Below are 13,136 nucleotides of genomic sequence, written 5' to 3' on the forward strand. Positions count from 1 at the left end.
CGCACGGGTCGGCCCCCGGGAGGGGCTACCCCGCGTAGAGCAGCAGCAGCCCGGCGACGGTGTAGGCGACCATCAGCGCCAGCAGGGGTAGTTGGCCGGCCACCGCCCGGGCCCGGGGGAACAGGTACAGGGCGCGGTCGTGGGCCAGCAGCGTGCCGAGCAGGTGCCCGAGGATGATGACGGTGATCTGGAGGGTCGCCACCCCGGAGGGCGTGATCAGCGCGGTCTGCGGTTCCCAGTCGGCGGTGCCGAGCCAGTTGGCGCCGGCGCCCAGGGGGTCGGAGAGCAACGCGACGGTGCGCTGGCCCTCCAGGATGAGCAGCGAGTAGTAGTGCGCGACCACGTACCCCACCGCGATCGGCACGATGGAGTGGGCGATCTCGCCCGGCACCGCACGCGCATCGGTCGCGTCGGCGCGACCGATGCGCGCCGCGGCACCGGTGGCGGCGAGGTACGCCACCGCGACGGCGGCGATGACGAGGCTCAGACCGGCGCTGCCGGTGACCGCCGGGTGCAGGCCGTTCTCCTGGCTGAAGCGCAACCAGCCCGGCGCGTTGGAGAGGCTGTCGTACATTGTCGAGCCGAGCAGCACGATCACCACGGCGACCAGCCCGGGGCGGGGTCGCAGGCCGGCGATCCCGTCGAGCGGGTTGCGCCAGACCAGGACGCCGTCGGCGGCCCGGCCGAGTGGGGCGAGCTGACCGATCACTGTGCTGTACGCCTCGAACGGGTCGGCGTGGTCGAACCAGCCCGCGCCGAACAGCACCGCGCCGGCCAGCAGGACCACCGCGTACCCGGCCAGCCAGGCGGTGATGACCGGCAGGGTGGCCCGGTCGGGGGCGACCAGTTCCAGCCAGACGAACCCGAACACTGTGGCGGCGGCCGGCCACCAACCGACGCTGTCGGGCAGCTCACGGAACCCACGGTTCGGGTCGCGCCGCGCCGCCAGCGCCGCGAGCAGGTGCACCGTACGCAGCGGGTTGACCGCCCGCCAGATCGGGCCGAGCAGCAGCGACAGCGGGGCCAGCCCGACCCAGAGCAGCACGTAGAGCGCGCCAGCCGTCGGGTTGTCAGCGGTGTCCGGCCCGCCCAGCAGACCGAGGCAGAACCAGGCGGCGGCGAGCAGGCCGAGCCCGCGCAGCGTCCACCGGAACGCGGGCGCGTCGACGAGTCGGGCGAGCCACCGCGGCACCGGGCGACCGCCGGCGGCGTCCCGGTCGAGCCGGGGTTCGCGCCAGAGCAGGCCCAACGCCACGAACGTGACGACGAGGGTCAGCGCGGCGGCGACGACGAGCTGCGGCAGTGTGATCGGCAGGTCCTGGCGGCCACCGACGCCGTGTGCCAGCAGCGTGGGAGCGGCCGTCATGTCGTTCAGCGGACGACGAGCTGGAAGAGCACCAGCTCGGACTCGTGCGTCTCCACCTCGAACAGCCCGGTCTTGTCGGCACGGAGCTCCACCGAGCCGGGCGTCCCGGCCGGCAGCCGGGCGCCCACGTCGTAGCCGTGCACGTGCAATTCGTCGGACACGTCGGAGGTGACGGTGATCCGGACCAGCTGGCCCTTACTGACGGTGACCCGTCCGGTCGGCGGATCGACCCGCTTCTTCGCGATCGTGACGGTGATCTGTTGGTCCACCGCGGTGGTGCTGGTGGAGGCGCTGGGCGTGCTGGTGGCCGTCGGGGTCGGCGCGGTGGCGGTGGCGCTCGACGGGGCCGCGGACGTCGGCACCGTCGAGGGGGTGGCCACCGAGGGGTCGTCGTCCTGCCCGCAACCGGCGAGGAGCAGGGCTGCGAGGGCGACGGCGGCGAGGGCGACGGCGGTCCGGGCGGCGGGGGTACGGACGAACACGGGCGGACTCCGAACGACGCGAGGGGGGACGGGTGTCGGGTTGATCGTCGGGGAGGAGAACTCTACGTCTTGTTCGGTGCCGGGGAAATGACCATGATGAACCAATGCGATCGAAGCTGGTCACTGTGCGTAAGGTCCTGAGCCGCGTCGTGGCGGCGCTGGCGGCGACCCTGCTGGTGTCGTTGCTGCTGCCGGTCGCACCGGCGTCCGCGCACGGCCAGCTGGCGACCTCCACGCCGCTGAAGGGCACCGTCGTACGCGAGCCGCTGACCCAGTTGGCGTTGTACTTCACCGAGAAGCCGGCGTCCAACGCGCACTTCGCCATCAGCGGTCCGGACGGGTCGCGAGTGGACAGCGGTTGGTCCTACGGTGAGCCGAAGCGACTGGACAAGCCGGTCACCGAGTACTTCATGGTCAACGGCGTGTTCGAGCCACGGCTCTACCACACCGGCTTCCCGGCCATGGTGACCGTCGCGCACTGGCCGGCGAAGGGCCGCTACACCGCCAGCTACCTCTCGGTCGCCTCCGACGGCGAGGCGGTGCGGGGCGAGGTGACCTTCGACTACCAGGGTCCGGGCACGCCGGCCCCGGCTGGTTGGTCGGCACCCACGGCGGGGCCGGATCCGGCGCTGCTCGCCCAGGCCGAGGGCGAGGGATCGACCACCCCCGGTGCCACCGGGAGCCCGGTCGCCCCCACCGGCGCTGCGGCGGACGACCCGGCCGGCGCCGCGCAGGAGCAACGCGGCGGCGGGTTCCCGGCCTGGTTGGTCCCGGCTCTGATCGTCGTCGTGGTCTCGGCGATCGTGCTGGTGGCGGCCCGCCGTCGACCCGCCACGCGCGGAGCCACCACGCCGAGCCGTCGGCCGGCCGGCTCGGCAGGCAAGGGTGGCACCCCGGGCCGCAGGGCCGCCACGCCGGCCCGCAAGCCCGGCAATCGGTCCAGCGGTCCGGCCCGACGCGGACGGCGGTAGACCGTCCGCAATAGCCGGGCATTCTTCGCGTACCCTCGCGAACTTTCGCACGGACATAGGAAACTTTTGATGTATCGAGGCGAAGCCATGGACAGTCCAATCGAAACGCCTTAATGTTCCGAGCCATCCACCCGGTGTTTCCGCAACGTCACTCGTCGGCGTCGAGGACGTTACGGAGCCGGGCCGACGGTCATCCTCACCGCTGATCCACGCCGGCCGTCGGACACTCCACTGCCTCCTGGAGGAACGATGGGCACACGCCTGCTACGCCGACTCCACCATCCCGTCCTGGGTGCGCTGGCACTCGTCCTCGCCGCCGGTCTCTGGGCCGTCCCCGCCAATGCCGCCCCCGCGCAGGAACCGGGCGTCACGCTGCGCGTCTTCGACGTGCAGGTGGCGCTGTCCGAGTTGTGCACGCTCAAGCCCGCCCAGACCCCGAACGTGGACAAGCTGATGTCCACCATCAACTGGACCTCGGCGGCCGACTTCGGCTTCGAGGACAACTTCGTCTCGCAGGTGCTCGGCAACATCACCACCACCCAGGCCGGCAGCTACACCTTCCGGCTCAGCAGCGACGACGGCTCCAAGCTGTCGATCGACAACGCCGTGGTGATCAACCATGACGGCCTGCACGGCGCCACCCCGCCGAAGGAGGGCGCTGTCACCCTCACCGCCGGCCTGCATCCGCTGCGCATCGACCACTTCGAGCGTGGGGGCGGGCAGCAGATCACCCTGGAGTGGAAGACTCCTGGTTCGTCGACCTTCGTCGTTGTACCGAACTCCGCGCTGAGCACCGACGCCGGCGTGGTACGGGTGACCGCACCCGGACGCAAGGAGTGCGAGGGAATCGCCGACACCCCCGGCGACGGCCTGCCGCTGACCGGCGTGCACCCCGGCTACACCCTGACCAACCTGCGGCCCAGCGGCTTCCAGCCGAAGGTCACCGGCATGGACTGGCTGGCCGACGGCCGTCTGGTCATCAGCACCTGGGGCGGCAGCGACCAGTCCGGCACCTCCCAGGACGGCGAGGTCTGGATCCTCGGCAACACCGGCGGGTCGACAACCCCGGGCAACGTGACCACCAAGAAGATCGCCGGCGGCCTCAAGGAACCGATGGGGCTCAAGGTCGTCGACGGGGTGGTCTACGTGACCGAGAAGCAGCGGCTGACCCGGCTGGTGAACACCGGCGGTGACGAGGTGGCCGAGCGTCTGGAGACCGTCGCCACCTGGCCGTACGGCGGGAACTTCCACGAGTTCGCCTTCGGTCTGCTCTACCAGGACGGGTTCTTCTATCTGAACCTGTCGGTGTCGATCAACTCCGGCGGCGCCACCACCAACCCGCAGCCCGCCACCAACCGGGGCACCACCCTCAAGGTCAACAAGGACACCGGCGCGGTCAGCTACGTCGCCGGCGGTCTGCGTACGCCACACGGCATCGGCTGGGGCCCGGAGGGCGGCATCTTCGTCACCGACAACCAGGGCGGCTGGCTGCCCTCGTCGAAGCTGGTGCACGTCAAGCAGGGCCGGTTCTTCAACCACTTCACGAACCCGGCGGGTCCGTTCGACACCGCTGCGGTCACGCAGCCGGTGCTCTGGATGCCGCAGAACGAGATCTCCAACTCGCCCAGCACGCCGCTCTACCTGACCAGCGGGCGCTACGCCGGCCAGTTCGTCATCGGCGACGTGACCTACGGCGGCCTGCAACGGGCGAATGTGGAGAAGGTCAACGGCGAGTACCAGGGCGCGCTGTTCCGGCTCACCCAGGGCCTGGAGGCGGGCGTCTCCGAAGTGAACGTCGGCCCGGACGGCGCGATCTACGTCGGCGGGCTCGGCGCGGGCGGCAACTGGGGCCAGACCGGCAAGCTGTCGTACGGCCTGCAGAAGCTCACCCCCAACACCGCCACCACGTTCGAGATGCTCGCGATGCGCGCCACCACGACCGGCTTCGAGGTGGAGTACACCGAGCCGGTGTCGACGGCGACAGCCACCGACCTCGCCGCGCGCTACAAGCTCAAGCAGTGGCGGTACGTGGCGACGTCGAACTACGGCGGTCCGAAGATCGACGAGGAGACCCTGACCGTCACCTCGGCCACCCTCTCGGCGGACGGCAAGAAGGTCAGCCTCACGGTGCCCGGTCGCAAGGCCGGCCGGGTGGTGCACCTACGGTCACCGCGCCCGTTCACCTCGACCAGCGGCCAGTCACTGTGGAGCACCGAAGCGTGGTACACGCTCAACTCCATCCCGGGCAGTCCCCCGCCGCCGACCGGCGGCACCATCACCGGCGTCGGCGGCAAGTGCCTGGACGTCGACAACGCGGGCACCGCCGACGGTACGAAGATCCAGCTCTGGACCTGCAACGGCACCACCGCGCAGTCGTGGACGAAGGTCGGCGACACGTACCGGGTGCTGGGCAAGTGCCTGGACGTGGACAACGGCGGCACCGCCAACGGCACGAAGGTTCAGCTCTGGACCTGCAACGGCACCGCCGCGCAGGTCTGGCAGCCGCAGGCCGACGGGTCGATCCGCAACCCGCAGTCGGGCAAGGTTCTGGAGGCCGCCGGCGGTAGCAGCGCCGACCGCACCCAGATCCAGCTCGGCACGTACGCGGGCGGCGCACACCAGAAGTGGGTGGTCAGCAGCGGGGTAACCGGCTGACCTCGGGCGAAAGGTGCGCGGTCTGACCGGCGGGTCAGGCCGCGTTCCCGCCCGGACGGGCTGGCCGTGGGTCAGGGGCCGTGCGGCAGCGGCTGCGCCAGTGCCCGCAGGTCCGCCGGGAGTTGAGCCAGGGCGTCCTCGAACTCCCGGTGCCCGACCACCCGGTGCATCGTCTGGAGCACCGCGCGGGTGCCCCGCTCGGCGGCCGGACGGTCGATCCCGGCGCGGTCGGCGACCCGGCTCAGGAACTCGTCGTAGCCGAACGTTTCCGGCGGCTCGGCGGCCTTGACCAGCAGCGGGCTCAGCTCGTCGGCCAGGTGGGGGGCCAACGCGCCCGCCTCCCCACCGCTGAGCCGCTCGGTGAGGGTCCGCAGGACCGCCTCGGTGAGCGAGCGCGCCTGCTCCGGCGGGAGACCCGCCCGTGCCGCAACCTTGTCGACGAACGCCAGCTCGGCCATGCCCCCGCCCTTCGCTTTCGGAAACGCGTGGCTACCCGGGCCCACCGGCAGCAAACCCGGCAGCCGCAGCGGGGCTGGTTCTGCTGGTTGCTCCGCGCGGTGCCGTCAGCTTCTCGTACGGTGGGGTCGGACCGGGAACCCGACGGCTGCCCGACGGCGGCCCGTGCCGCAGGAGGAGCAGATGGCCCTCGACCTGCCCGACGTGATCGACCGGTACTTCCGGGCCGTCAACGACCGGGACCTGGACGCCTTCGTCGCCTGCTTCGCGGACACGGCGAGCGTCGCCGACGAGGACAAGCTGTACGACGGGCGGGCCTCGATCCGCGCCTGGCGACAGAAGACGATGGACGCTTACTCGTACACCGCCGAGCCGGTCCGGGTCACGTCGCAGGCGGGCGACTCGTACCTGGCCATCACCCGGGTGTCCGGCGACTTCCCCGGCAGCCCGATCGAGCTGCGGTACCGGTTCACGCTGCGCGACGGGCTGATCGGCGCCCTGGACATCCGCCCCTGACGCCGAGTTCCGCTGCCGGAGCGGCGATGCTGGTCGGGCCGGCCCGCAGGTGATCAAGCGCCGAACGGACGAGACAGTCAAGAGGGCAGTGGGTGACATGATGTGGCGGCAACAGCTGTCGCTACGAGAAGGGTTCCGGCTGCCCGATGGCGCACTTCGAGGCTCGCACGTCAACGACACCCGCGCGGAACGCGGTGCCGCTGGCCGGGCAGCCGCACCGGGCGGGCTGATGCCGGGCGAGCGACGGGAGACCGTGGCCGAGCAGAGTGTCCCCACCCACGCCGCGGACACCATGGCGTATCAGGTCGCGACCGACATACGAGCGCTGCGCGCGTTCGTCAGCGCCGGGGCGCTGGCCCGTGGCCTGTCGGCCGAGCGGGTGGAGCTGTTGACGCTGGCGGTCAGCGAGCTGGCCACCAACACGTTGCAGCACACCACCGGCGGCGGCTGGGTACGGCTCTGGGCCGAGCCGGGTCAGCTGTTCTGCGACGTGGTCGACCAGGGTCCGACGCGGGCGTTCGGCCGGAGCATGCCGGCCGCCGACTCGGTACGGGGTCGCGGGCTGGCGATCGTGGAGCAGATCTGTGACGAGGTCGCGGTGCTCACCAGCCCCGGGGAGACCGTCGTACGGATTCGCCTGAGTCTGTGAACGTCGGCGGCGATCCCCACCCGCCCGGGCCGGGTTGGCTGCCACAATGCGGACAGGCCGGGCCGACTGTGGCACCGGGTCGGACCCGAACGGGAGGACGCCACGATGCCGGACAGCGCACGCGAGGCCGAGCTGCTCGACGCCGAGCGCACCCTGCAGGCCGCCCAACGGGCCGGTGACGTCGCCGCCCTCGATCAACTGCTGGTCGACCAGCTGATCGCCATCGGCCCGGACGGGCGTACCCACAGCAAGCAGGATGACCTGGCCGCCCACCGGGACCGCCGCTCGGTCGTCGAGGAGTTGGTGGAGGAGGAGCTGGACCTGCTCGTCGTCGGTGCGACGGGGGTGACGTTCTTCCTGGGCCGGGTGTCCGGGGTCTTCGAGGGGGCGCCGTTCGCTGCGCGGCTGCGCTACACCCGGACGTGGGTCCACGACGACCCGCACGGCTGGCGGGTCCTGGCCGCACACATCAGCCCGGTCTGACTCAGCTGCTGTCCTCGTCGTCCTCGTCGAGCAGGCCCTGCTCGTCGAGGAACGCGAACCACCGGTCGTCGGCGGGGGTCAGGTCGGCGTAGCCCGGCCCGAGCAGGTAGTAGTCCACGAAGGATTCCACGTCGGGGGCGAGCTCCTCGAACGCGTCGGACATGAACCACTCGGTGCCGTTCGGTGGGAAGTACCAGATCGCGCCCGTGCCACGATCCATGAAGATCGGCTCGTCGCTGCGGACGCCGACCACCAGCCAGCCTGCCCGGTCCTGCGGGATGGACGAGAAGTCCGGCGCGTAGTCCAGGTGGTACTGGATCCCCGCGAGGGTCGACGAGGACGCCAGCTCCACCCGACCCGCCCGCAGCCCGTCGGCCACCAGCAGGAGGTCCCGCAGGTCGGCCGGGAGCCCCGCCGGTAGGGCGTCGATGGCCGCCCCCTCGCCGAACTGGGCGTAGGCCAGGCTGTCCGGCAGATCGGCCAGCTCAGCCCGCAGCTCCTCGATGAGCTGCCGCAGCTCGAGGTTCAACGCACCACCTCTGTTCGGATGAGGTCCCGTCCGGCACTGCCCCGGCTGCCCGGAGATCCGCGAGCCGATGCGCGGTTTGGTTCTACCACGCACCAGCTCGCCGGAGCGTCACCTCGCCGAATCCGCCAGCCGGGCCGTCACCACAAGCTCGTCGAGCTGAGCCGACCCGGCAGCTTGCTCCGGCAGCCGGCTGTCGTGCTGCGCCTCGTCGAGTCGCGACGCCAGCTCAGCCAGATCCCGGCCGAGGACCGGGCCCGCGACCATGCCGTTCAACCCACCGTGTTCGGCGGACCGCTTCGCCGCGATCAGCTCAGGAAGGTACGCCGGCGCCGCCTCGGCGAGCAGCAGGCTCGGCAGGTGCGCCAGCATCCGGCCGGTGCGCATCAGGTGCACGCCGGTGAGCAGCGCCCGGAAGGCGTAGAGCAGTGGTTTCAGCTCGCCGGTCGTGTCGAACAGCCGCCGCTGGGTGGCGGCGAAGCCGCGGTAGTGGTGCGCGTGGTGCCGGGTCAGCACCAGCGGTGCCAGCTCGACCAACGCGGCGTGCACCGTCGTGGTGTGGACCACCAGCGGTGACAGCAGCTGTTCCAGTACGTAGCCGTTGCGCCGCAGCATCAGCCGCACGAACTTGCGCAGGTCGTGGGTGACCAGGTCCAGCTCCACGCCGTCGCGGTCGGTCATGACCGTACGGGTCTCGGTGGGCTGCGCCAGCCCGATCAGGTCCTCGACCGGAAGCAGATGCGCGCCGCGCAGGTCGACGTCCGAGTCGGTGGACGGGAACCCGTACAGGTGGGCGCCGGAGACGGTGGCGAACACCAGCGGGTGCGGCTGCTCGGCGACGATGGCGGTCAGGTCGACGCCGACCGGCAGACCCGCGGCCTACCAGGCCGTCACGCGGAGCACCGCACGGAGCGTTCCCGGACGGAGATCAGCCACTGTTCGACCCTTGCCTCGTCGGGCTGGTCGGGTAACGGGCTGGTGGCCAGGTCCGCGGTCATCCGGCTGACGAGGCGGTCGCGCCAGGTGACGATTTCGGCCCAGGGCACCTCACCCGCCTTGACCGCCAGCAGGCGGTCCCGGTCCACGCCCACGTCCAGCACCAGGCGGCCGGTGCGGACCAGGTCACCCCCGGCGGTCAGCAGTCGGATCAGGTGCATCACGTGCCGCCACGTCGGAACGCCGGTGCGGGCGATCCCACGCTCGGCCTTTCCGAACTGGGCGGTGGCGTACCGCAGGTAGGTGTCGGCCACCCGTCGGGACAGGAAGGCCGGCGTGAGCGCCCGGAGTTCCACGCCCAGTGGGGTGCACGTTTCGACCAGCGGAGAGTGCAGCACCTCCAGGACCGTGGGATTCGCCGCCAACCCGAGCGTGCAGACCCGCTCCACCTCCCAGCGCACCTGCTCGTCGAGCGGCCCGTCGTGGTGGCGCGCAGGTTTCCGCAGCCCCCAGAACGCCGAGGCCGGCAGTGCGTACACCCCACGGCGGTCGGTGTCCGATGCCGCGCCGGACAGCCCGAACGCGCGGGAACCGACGACCACCTGCAAGATCGTGTGGTCGTCGACCAGCTGATCCGTCAGCGTGTGCTCCACTGCCGCCGCCTCCCCCGAGCGTTGCGCCGACCGCCTGGGCGGCCGTTGTCCGGTGCACACCATGCCGGTCCGGGAGTGCTGACGTCGAGCCCTTTCCTCAGCTCACGACGGCGTCGATCGCGCCGACGCGCAGGGTGCCGTCGTTGAGGGGTGTGCAGCGGATGCCGCCGGTGGTGCGCAGAGCCTTCCACGTCCCCGGGCCGACGGTGACGTCCATCCAGGCGCACGGTCGGGCCGCCCGGTTGACCCGCAGGCTGACCGGGCCGTCGCCGGAGTCCAGCACCAGCACTCTGCCGATCAGCTCGTCCACGGCGATCCCGGTGGTGAGGATGTTGCGCCGCACCTCGGCCAGGCCGACGCCGACCGGCAGTGACTCCCGGGCGATGACGGTGACGCTGGCGTCGCGGTGTGCCTGCTGACCGAAGTACCGGTCGCCGACGATGCCGAGGCCGGCCCGGATCCGGACGGCGTCGACCAGCTCGCCGGGTGGGGCCGGGGCCGGGCCGTCGGCGGGCCGGCCCAGGAAGCGGTGCACGGGCGAGGCCAGCAACTCGACGATCTCCGGCATGGCAGGAATTCTACGAATCGGACAGGGCCTCCGGGGCAGGTCGGCGGATGCGCGGTGCCGCCTCTCTTGCCAGGCGACCTCCACTGTTCTATAACTGTTACATGAGTTCTATAACACTACGACCGGCAGGCGTTCCGGGGCGATACGGGAGCTACGGCGGGCGGTACGTGCCGGAGTCTCTGATCCCCGCCTGCGAGGCGGTCGCCGAGGCCTTCTCGCAGGCGTGGGCCGACCCCGGGTTCCGCGGCAGTCTCGCCGCGCTGCTGTCGGCCCACGTGGGACGGCCGACACCGCTGACGCCGGCCGTACGACTCTCGACCGAACTCGGTGTGACGGTGCTGCTCAAGCGGGAGGATCTGACACACACCGGATCACACAAGATCAACAATGTGCTCGGGCAGGCGTTGCTGGCCCGACGCATGGGGCGTACGCGTCTGATTGCCGAGACCGGGGCGGGCATGCACGGCGTCGCGACGGCGACGGCCGGCGCCCTGCTGGGCTTACCGGTGAAGGTGTTCATGGGCGAACGCGACGTGGAACGCCAGGCGCACAACGTCTTCCGTATGCGGCTGCTGGGTGCCGAGGTCGTTCCGGTGACCACCGGCAGTCGGACGCTGAAGGACGCCACCAGCGAGGCCATGCGCCACTGGGTGACAGACGTCGACGAGGCGTACTACTGCGTGGGCTCCGTCATCGGTCCGCACCCCTATCCGATGATGGTCCGCGAGTTCCAGCGTGTCATCGGTGACGAGGCCCGGCGGCAGTGCGCGGCCGAGCTGCCCGCCGCCACCCCCGACTACGTGGTCGCCTGCGTCGGCGGGGGCAGCAACGCGGCGGGCACGTTCGCCGGGTTCGTCGAGACCTCGGCGAAGCTCGTCGGGGTGGAAGCCGAGGGCGGCTCCGGCGCGACGAACGGGGAGATCGGCGTCCTGCACGGCTTCCAGTCGCTGTTCCTCCAGGACGAACACGGGCAGATCAAGGAGGCGCACTCGATCGCCGCCGGGCTGGACTACCCCGGCGTCGGCCCCGAGCACGCGTACCTGCGCGATCTGGGGCGCGCCCGGTATGTCACCGCCTCCGACGGGGAGGCGATCGCGGCCGCGGTCCGGCTCGCGCGCTCGGAGGGCGTGCTGCCCGCCATCGAGTCGGCCCACGCGCTCGCCTGGGTCGTCCGCGCCGCCGGCACGCCGGAGCTGCCCAGAGGATCGACAGTGCTCGTCACCCTCTCGGGGCGCGGCGACAAGGACATCACCACCCTGATCGCGGAAGCGGAGCTCGCATGAAGCTACTGATGCCCTACATCACGGGCGGGATCGTGCCCGGCTGGACGGCGTACCTGGACGCCTTCGAGGACGCCGGAGCCGACATGGTCGAGGTCGGGCTCCCGTTCTCCGACCCGACGGTGGACGGCCGCACCATTCAGGAGGCCTCGGACACGGCGCTCGCCCGAGGCACCACGCCCGCCTCGGTCCTGGAAGACCTCGCCACAGCGCGGACAGGCATCCCTATCGTCGCCAGCACGTACGCCAACATCGCGCTGCGGCCCGGGTTCGGCGACGCGCTGACGGCGGCCGGGGTGACCGGGCTGATCGTGCCCGACCTGCCCCTCGACGAGCTGGCCGGGCTGGACGTGCCGGGCGTCCAGGTGAGCCTGCTCGCCTCCCCCGCCACGCCGGACGATCGGCTCGCCGAGATCGGCCGAGGCAGTCAGGGTTTCGTGTACGCCATCTCGATCATGGGCACGACCGGCGAACGCGACCGGCTCGCACCGTCGGCCGTCACTCTGGCCGCCCGGCTCAAGCAGATCACGGACCTACCCGTGCTGCTGGGCTTCGGCATCTCCACCCCGGAACAGGCGGGCGAGGCCGCGGCGGTCGCCGACGGAGTCATCGTCGGCGCGGCCGTCATGCGACGCATCCTCGACGGGGCGGGTCCCACCGAGGTCGGCGCCTTCGTGGCGTCGCTGCGGGCCGCGTTGTCTCAGGTGGCCACCGTGCGATGATCGGCGGTGGCCGTCGATGACGGGAGCGGACAGTCGACGCATCGGGAGACAGAACAGTGGCACGCTACCGGGCCATCGCCGCCGACCTCGCCGCCAAGATCCGCGACGGTCGCTACGTGGCGGGTGAGGCGTTGCCCGCGCAGCGCGAGCTGAGCACGGCGTACGGCGTCACTCTGATGACGCTGCGGCAGGCCCTGCGCGAACTGAGCGCCGAGGGCCTGATCGTCCAGCGGCCCGGCAAGGGCACCTATGTCGCGCCTGCTCATGCCGCGTACCAGCTCGGATCGTTGCGGAGCTTCGGCGACGACCTGCGCGAGCAGGGCCACGAGGTCCACACGACGGTGATCTCCCGCGCGCAGCGCCGCGTGCCCTCGCGCGTCGCGGCCCGGCTGCGGGTTCGCGAGGCCGAGACGGGGCTGCGCCTGGAGCGGGTCCGCGCGTTCGCCGGCCGCCGCGCCATTCATCAGATTTCCTGGGTACGCGAGCCGCACGCGAGCCGGTTGCACGACGTGGACTTCACCGGCACCTCGTTGTACGCGGCCCTGGCCGACCTGGGGGTGGTGGTGGCCCGGGCGGCGGAGACGATCCGACCGGAGGTGCTGAACGCGGACGTGGCCCGGCATCTGGACGAGGCCGAGGGGGCGCCGGTGCTGGTCAGTGACCGGATCACGTACGCGCCCGACGGGACGGCCCTGGTGACCGACCGGGCGACGATGCTGGGCAGCATGATGCAGATCACCGCCGACCGGGCCGCCACCGGGTTGTCTCTCCACTACGGAGCGGTCTAGCCGGTCCGGCGTGCTCCTCGCCGTTGATCTCGCACGGTCACGACTGTTGCTCGGTGGGGACGGCGGCGTGAGCCGTCACCGTCCC

15 protein-coding genes are annotated in these 13,136 nt (G+C 71.4%); 8 read left to right on the forward strand and 7 right to left on the reverse strand.

The genetic code is table 11. From position 1 onward, the window contains the following. Positions 1-25: 25 nt before the first annotated feature. Both ACFYP0_RS03740 and ACFYP0_RS03745 read right to left on the reverse strand, forming a co-directional pair. Complete coding sequence (locus ACFYP0_RS03740; protein WP_386994220.1) at positions 26-1,366, reverse strand: hypothetical protein; 1,341 nt, start codon at positions 1,364-1,366, stop codon at positions 26-28. Between the two features lie 5 nt (positions 1,367-1,371). Continuing rightward, complete coding sequence (locus tag ACFYP0_RS03745) at positions 1,372-1,848, reverse strand: hypothetical protein (protein ID WP_386994223.1); 477 nt, start codon at positions 1,846-1,848, stop codon at positions 1,372-1,374. Between the two features lie 125 nt (positions 1,849-1,973). Between ACFYP0_RS03745 and ACFYP0_RS03750 the strand changes: the two genes are divergently transcribed. Together ACFYP0_RS03750 and ACFYP0_RS03755 are read left to right on the forward strand one after the other, a co-directional pair. Further along, on the forward strand, positions 1,974-2,819 hold the full coding sequence (locus tag ACFYP0_RS03750; protein ID WP_386994225.1) for a copper resistance CopC family protein: 846 nt from the start codon (positions 1,974-1,976) through the stop codon (positions 2,817-2,819). Between the two features lie 249 nt (positions 2,820-3,068). Then, on the forward strand, positions 3,069-5,474 hold the full coding sequence (locus ACFYP0_RS03755) for a ricin-type beta-trefoil lectin domain protein (protein ID WP_386994227.1): 2,406 nt from the start codon (positions 3,069-3,071) through the stop codon (positions 5,472-5,474). A gap of 71 nt (positions 5,475-5,545) precedes the next feature. On the opposite strand, the gene ACFYP0_RS03760 is transcribed toward ACFYP0_RS03755, so the two are convergent. Then, positions 5,546-5,932 carry a DUF2267 domain-containing protein gene (locus ACFYP0_RS03760; protein WP_124858143.1) on the reverse strand — a complete coding sequence of 129 codons (387 nt, stop codon included), beginning with the start codon at positions 5,930-5,932 and terminating at the stop codon, positions 5,546-5,548. 181 nt (positions 5,933-6,113) lie between these two features. Here ACFYP0_RS03760 and ACFYP0_RS03765 point away from each other — a divergent pair, with 181 nt between their 5' ends. From ACFYP0_RS03765 to ACFYP0_RS03775, 3 genes are all read left to right on the forward strand, one after another. Further along, positions 6,114-6,446 carry a nuclear transport factor 2 family protein gene (locus tag ACFYP0_RS03765; protein WP_112725061.1) on the forward strand — a complete coding sequence of 111 codons (333 nt, stop codon included), beginning with the start codon at positions 6,114-6,116 and terminating at the stop codon, positions 6,444-6,446. A 97-nt stretch (positions 6,447-6,543) separates the two neighbouring features. Beyond that, positions 6,544-7,095, forward strand: a complete 552-nt coding sequence (locus ACFYP0_RS03770; protein WP_341869912.1) for an ATP-binding protein — start codon at positions 6,544-6,546, stop codon at positions 7,093-7,095. A 105-nt stretch (positions 7,096-7,200) separates the two neighbouring features. After that, positions 7,201-7,578: a nuclear transport factor 2 family protein gene (locus ACFYP0_RS03775; RefSeq protein ID WP_091398883.1), complete on the forward strand. Its 378-nt coding sequence runs from the start codon at positions 7,201-7,203 to the stop codon at positions 7,576-7,578. A 1-nt stretch (position 7,579) separates the two neighbouring features. Here the strand turns inward: ACFYP0_RS03775 and ACFYP0_RS03780 are convergent, their stop codons facing one another. The 4 genes from ACFYP0_RS03780 to ACFYP0_RS03795 all read right to left on the reverse strand — a co-directional run bounded on the left by ACFYP0_RS03780 (position 7,580) and on the right by ACFYP0_RS03795 (position 10,261). Beyond that, on the reverse strand, positions 7,580-8,107 hold the full coding sequence (locus ACFYP0_RS03780) for a hypothetical protein (protein ID WP_355497784.1): 528 nt from the start codon (positions 8,105-8,107) through the stop codon (positions 7,580-7,582). Between the two features lie 108 nt (positions 8,108-8,215). Beyond that, positions 8,216-8,974, reverse strand: a complete 759-nt coding sequence (locus ACFYP0_RS03785; RefSeq protein ID WP_244219018.1) for a nucleotidyltransferase domain-containing protein — start codon at positions 8,972-8,974, stop codon at positions 8,216-8,218. 20 nt (positions 8,975-8,994) lie between these two features. Next, positions 8,995-9,693 (reverse strand): nucleotidyltransferase domain-containing protein, encoded by a 699-nt coding sequence (locus ACFYP0_RS03790; RefSeq protein ID WP_244219014.1) that lies wholly within the window; start codon positions 9,691-9,693, stop codon positions 8,995-8,997. A 97-nt stretch (positions 9,694-9,790) separates the two neighbouring features. Further along, complete coding sequence (locus ACFYP0_RS03795; protein WP_124858151.1) at positions 9,791-10,261, reverse strand: molybdenum cofactor biosysynthesis protein; 471 nt, start codon at positions 10,259-10,261, stop codon at positions 9,791-9,793. A 101-nt stretch (positions 10,262-10,362) separates the two neighbouring features. Here ACFYP0_RS03795 and trpB point away from each other — a divergent pair, with 101 nt between their 5' ends. From trpB to ACFYP0_RS03810, 3 genes are read left to right on the forward strand one after another with little or no spacing between them, the layout of a single operon-like run. Continuing rightward, complete coding sequence (gene trpB / locus ACFYP0_RS03800) at positions 10,363-11,544, forward strand: tryptophan synthase subunit beta (RefSeq protein WP_124858153.1); 1,182 nt, start codon at positions 10,363-10,365, stop codon at positions 11,542-11,544. Then, positions 11,541-12,263 (forward strand): tryptophan synthase subunit alpha, encoded by a 723-nt coding sequence (gene trpA, locus ACFYP0_RS03805; protein ID WP_124858155.1) that lies wholly within the window; start codon positions 11,541-11,543, stop codon positions 12,261-12,263. Before trpB ends, trpA begins: the two co-directional genes overlap by 4 nt. Positions 12,264-12,319: 56 nt before the next feature. Continuing rightward, positions 12,320-13,051, forward strand: a complete 732-nt coding sequence (locus ACFYP0_RS03810; RefSeq protein WP_386994232.1) for a GntR family transcriptional regulator — start codon at positions 12,320-12,322, stop codon at positions 13,049-13,051. The last annotated feature ends 85 nt before the right edge of the window (positions 13,052-13,136 follow it).

The organism is Micromonospora arida, from assembly GCF_042873195.1.
Classification (GTDB): domain Bacteria; phylum Actinomycetota; class Actinomycetes; order Mycobacteriales; family Micromonosporaceae; genus Micromonospora; species Micromonospora arida.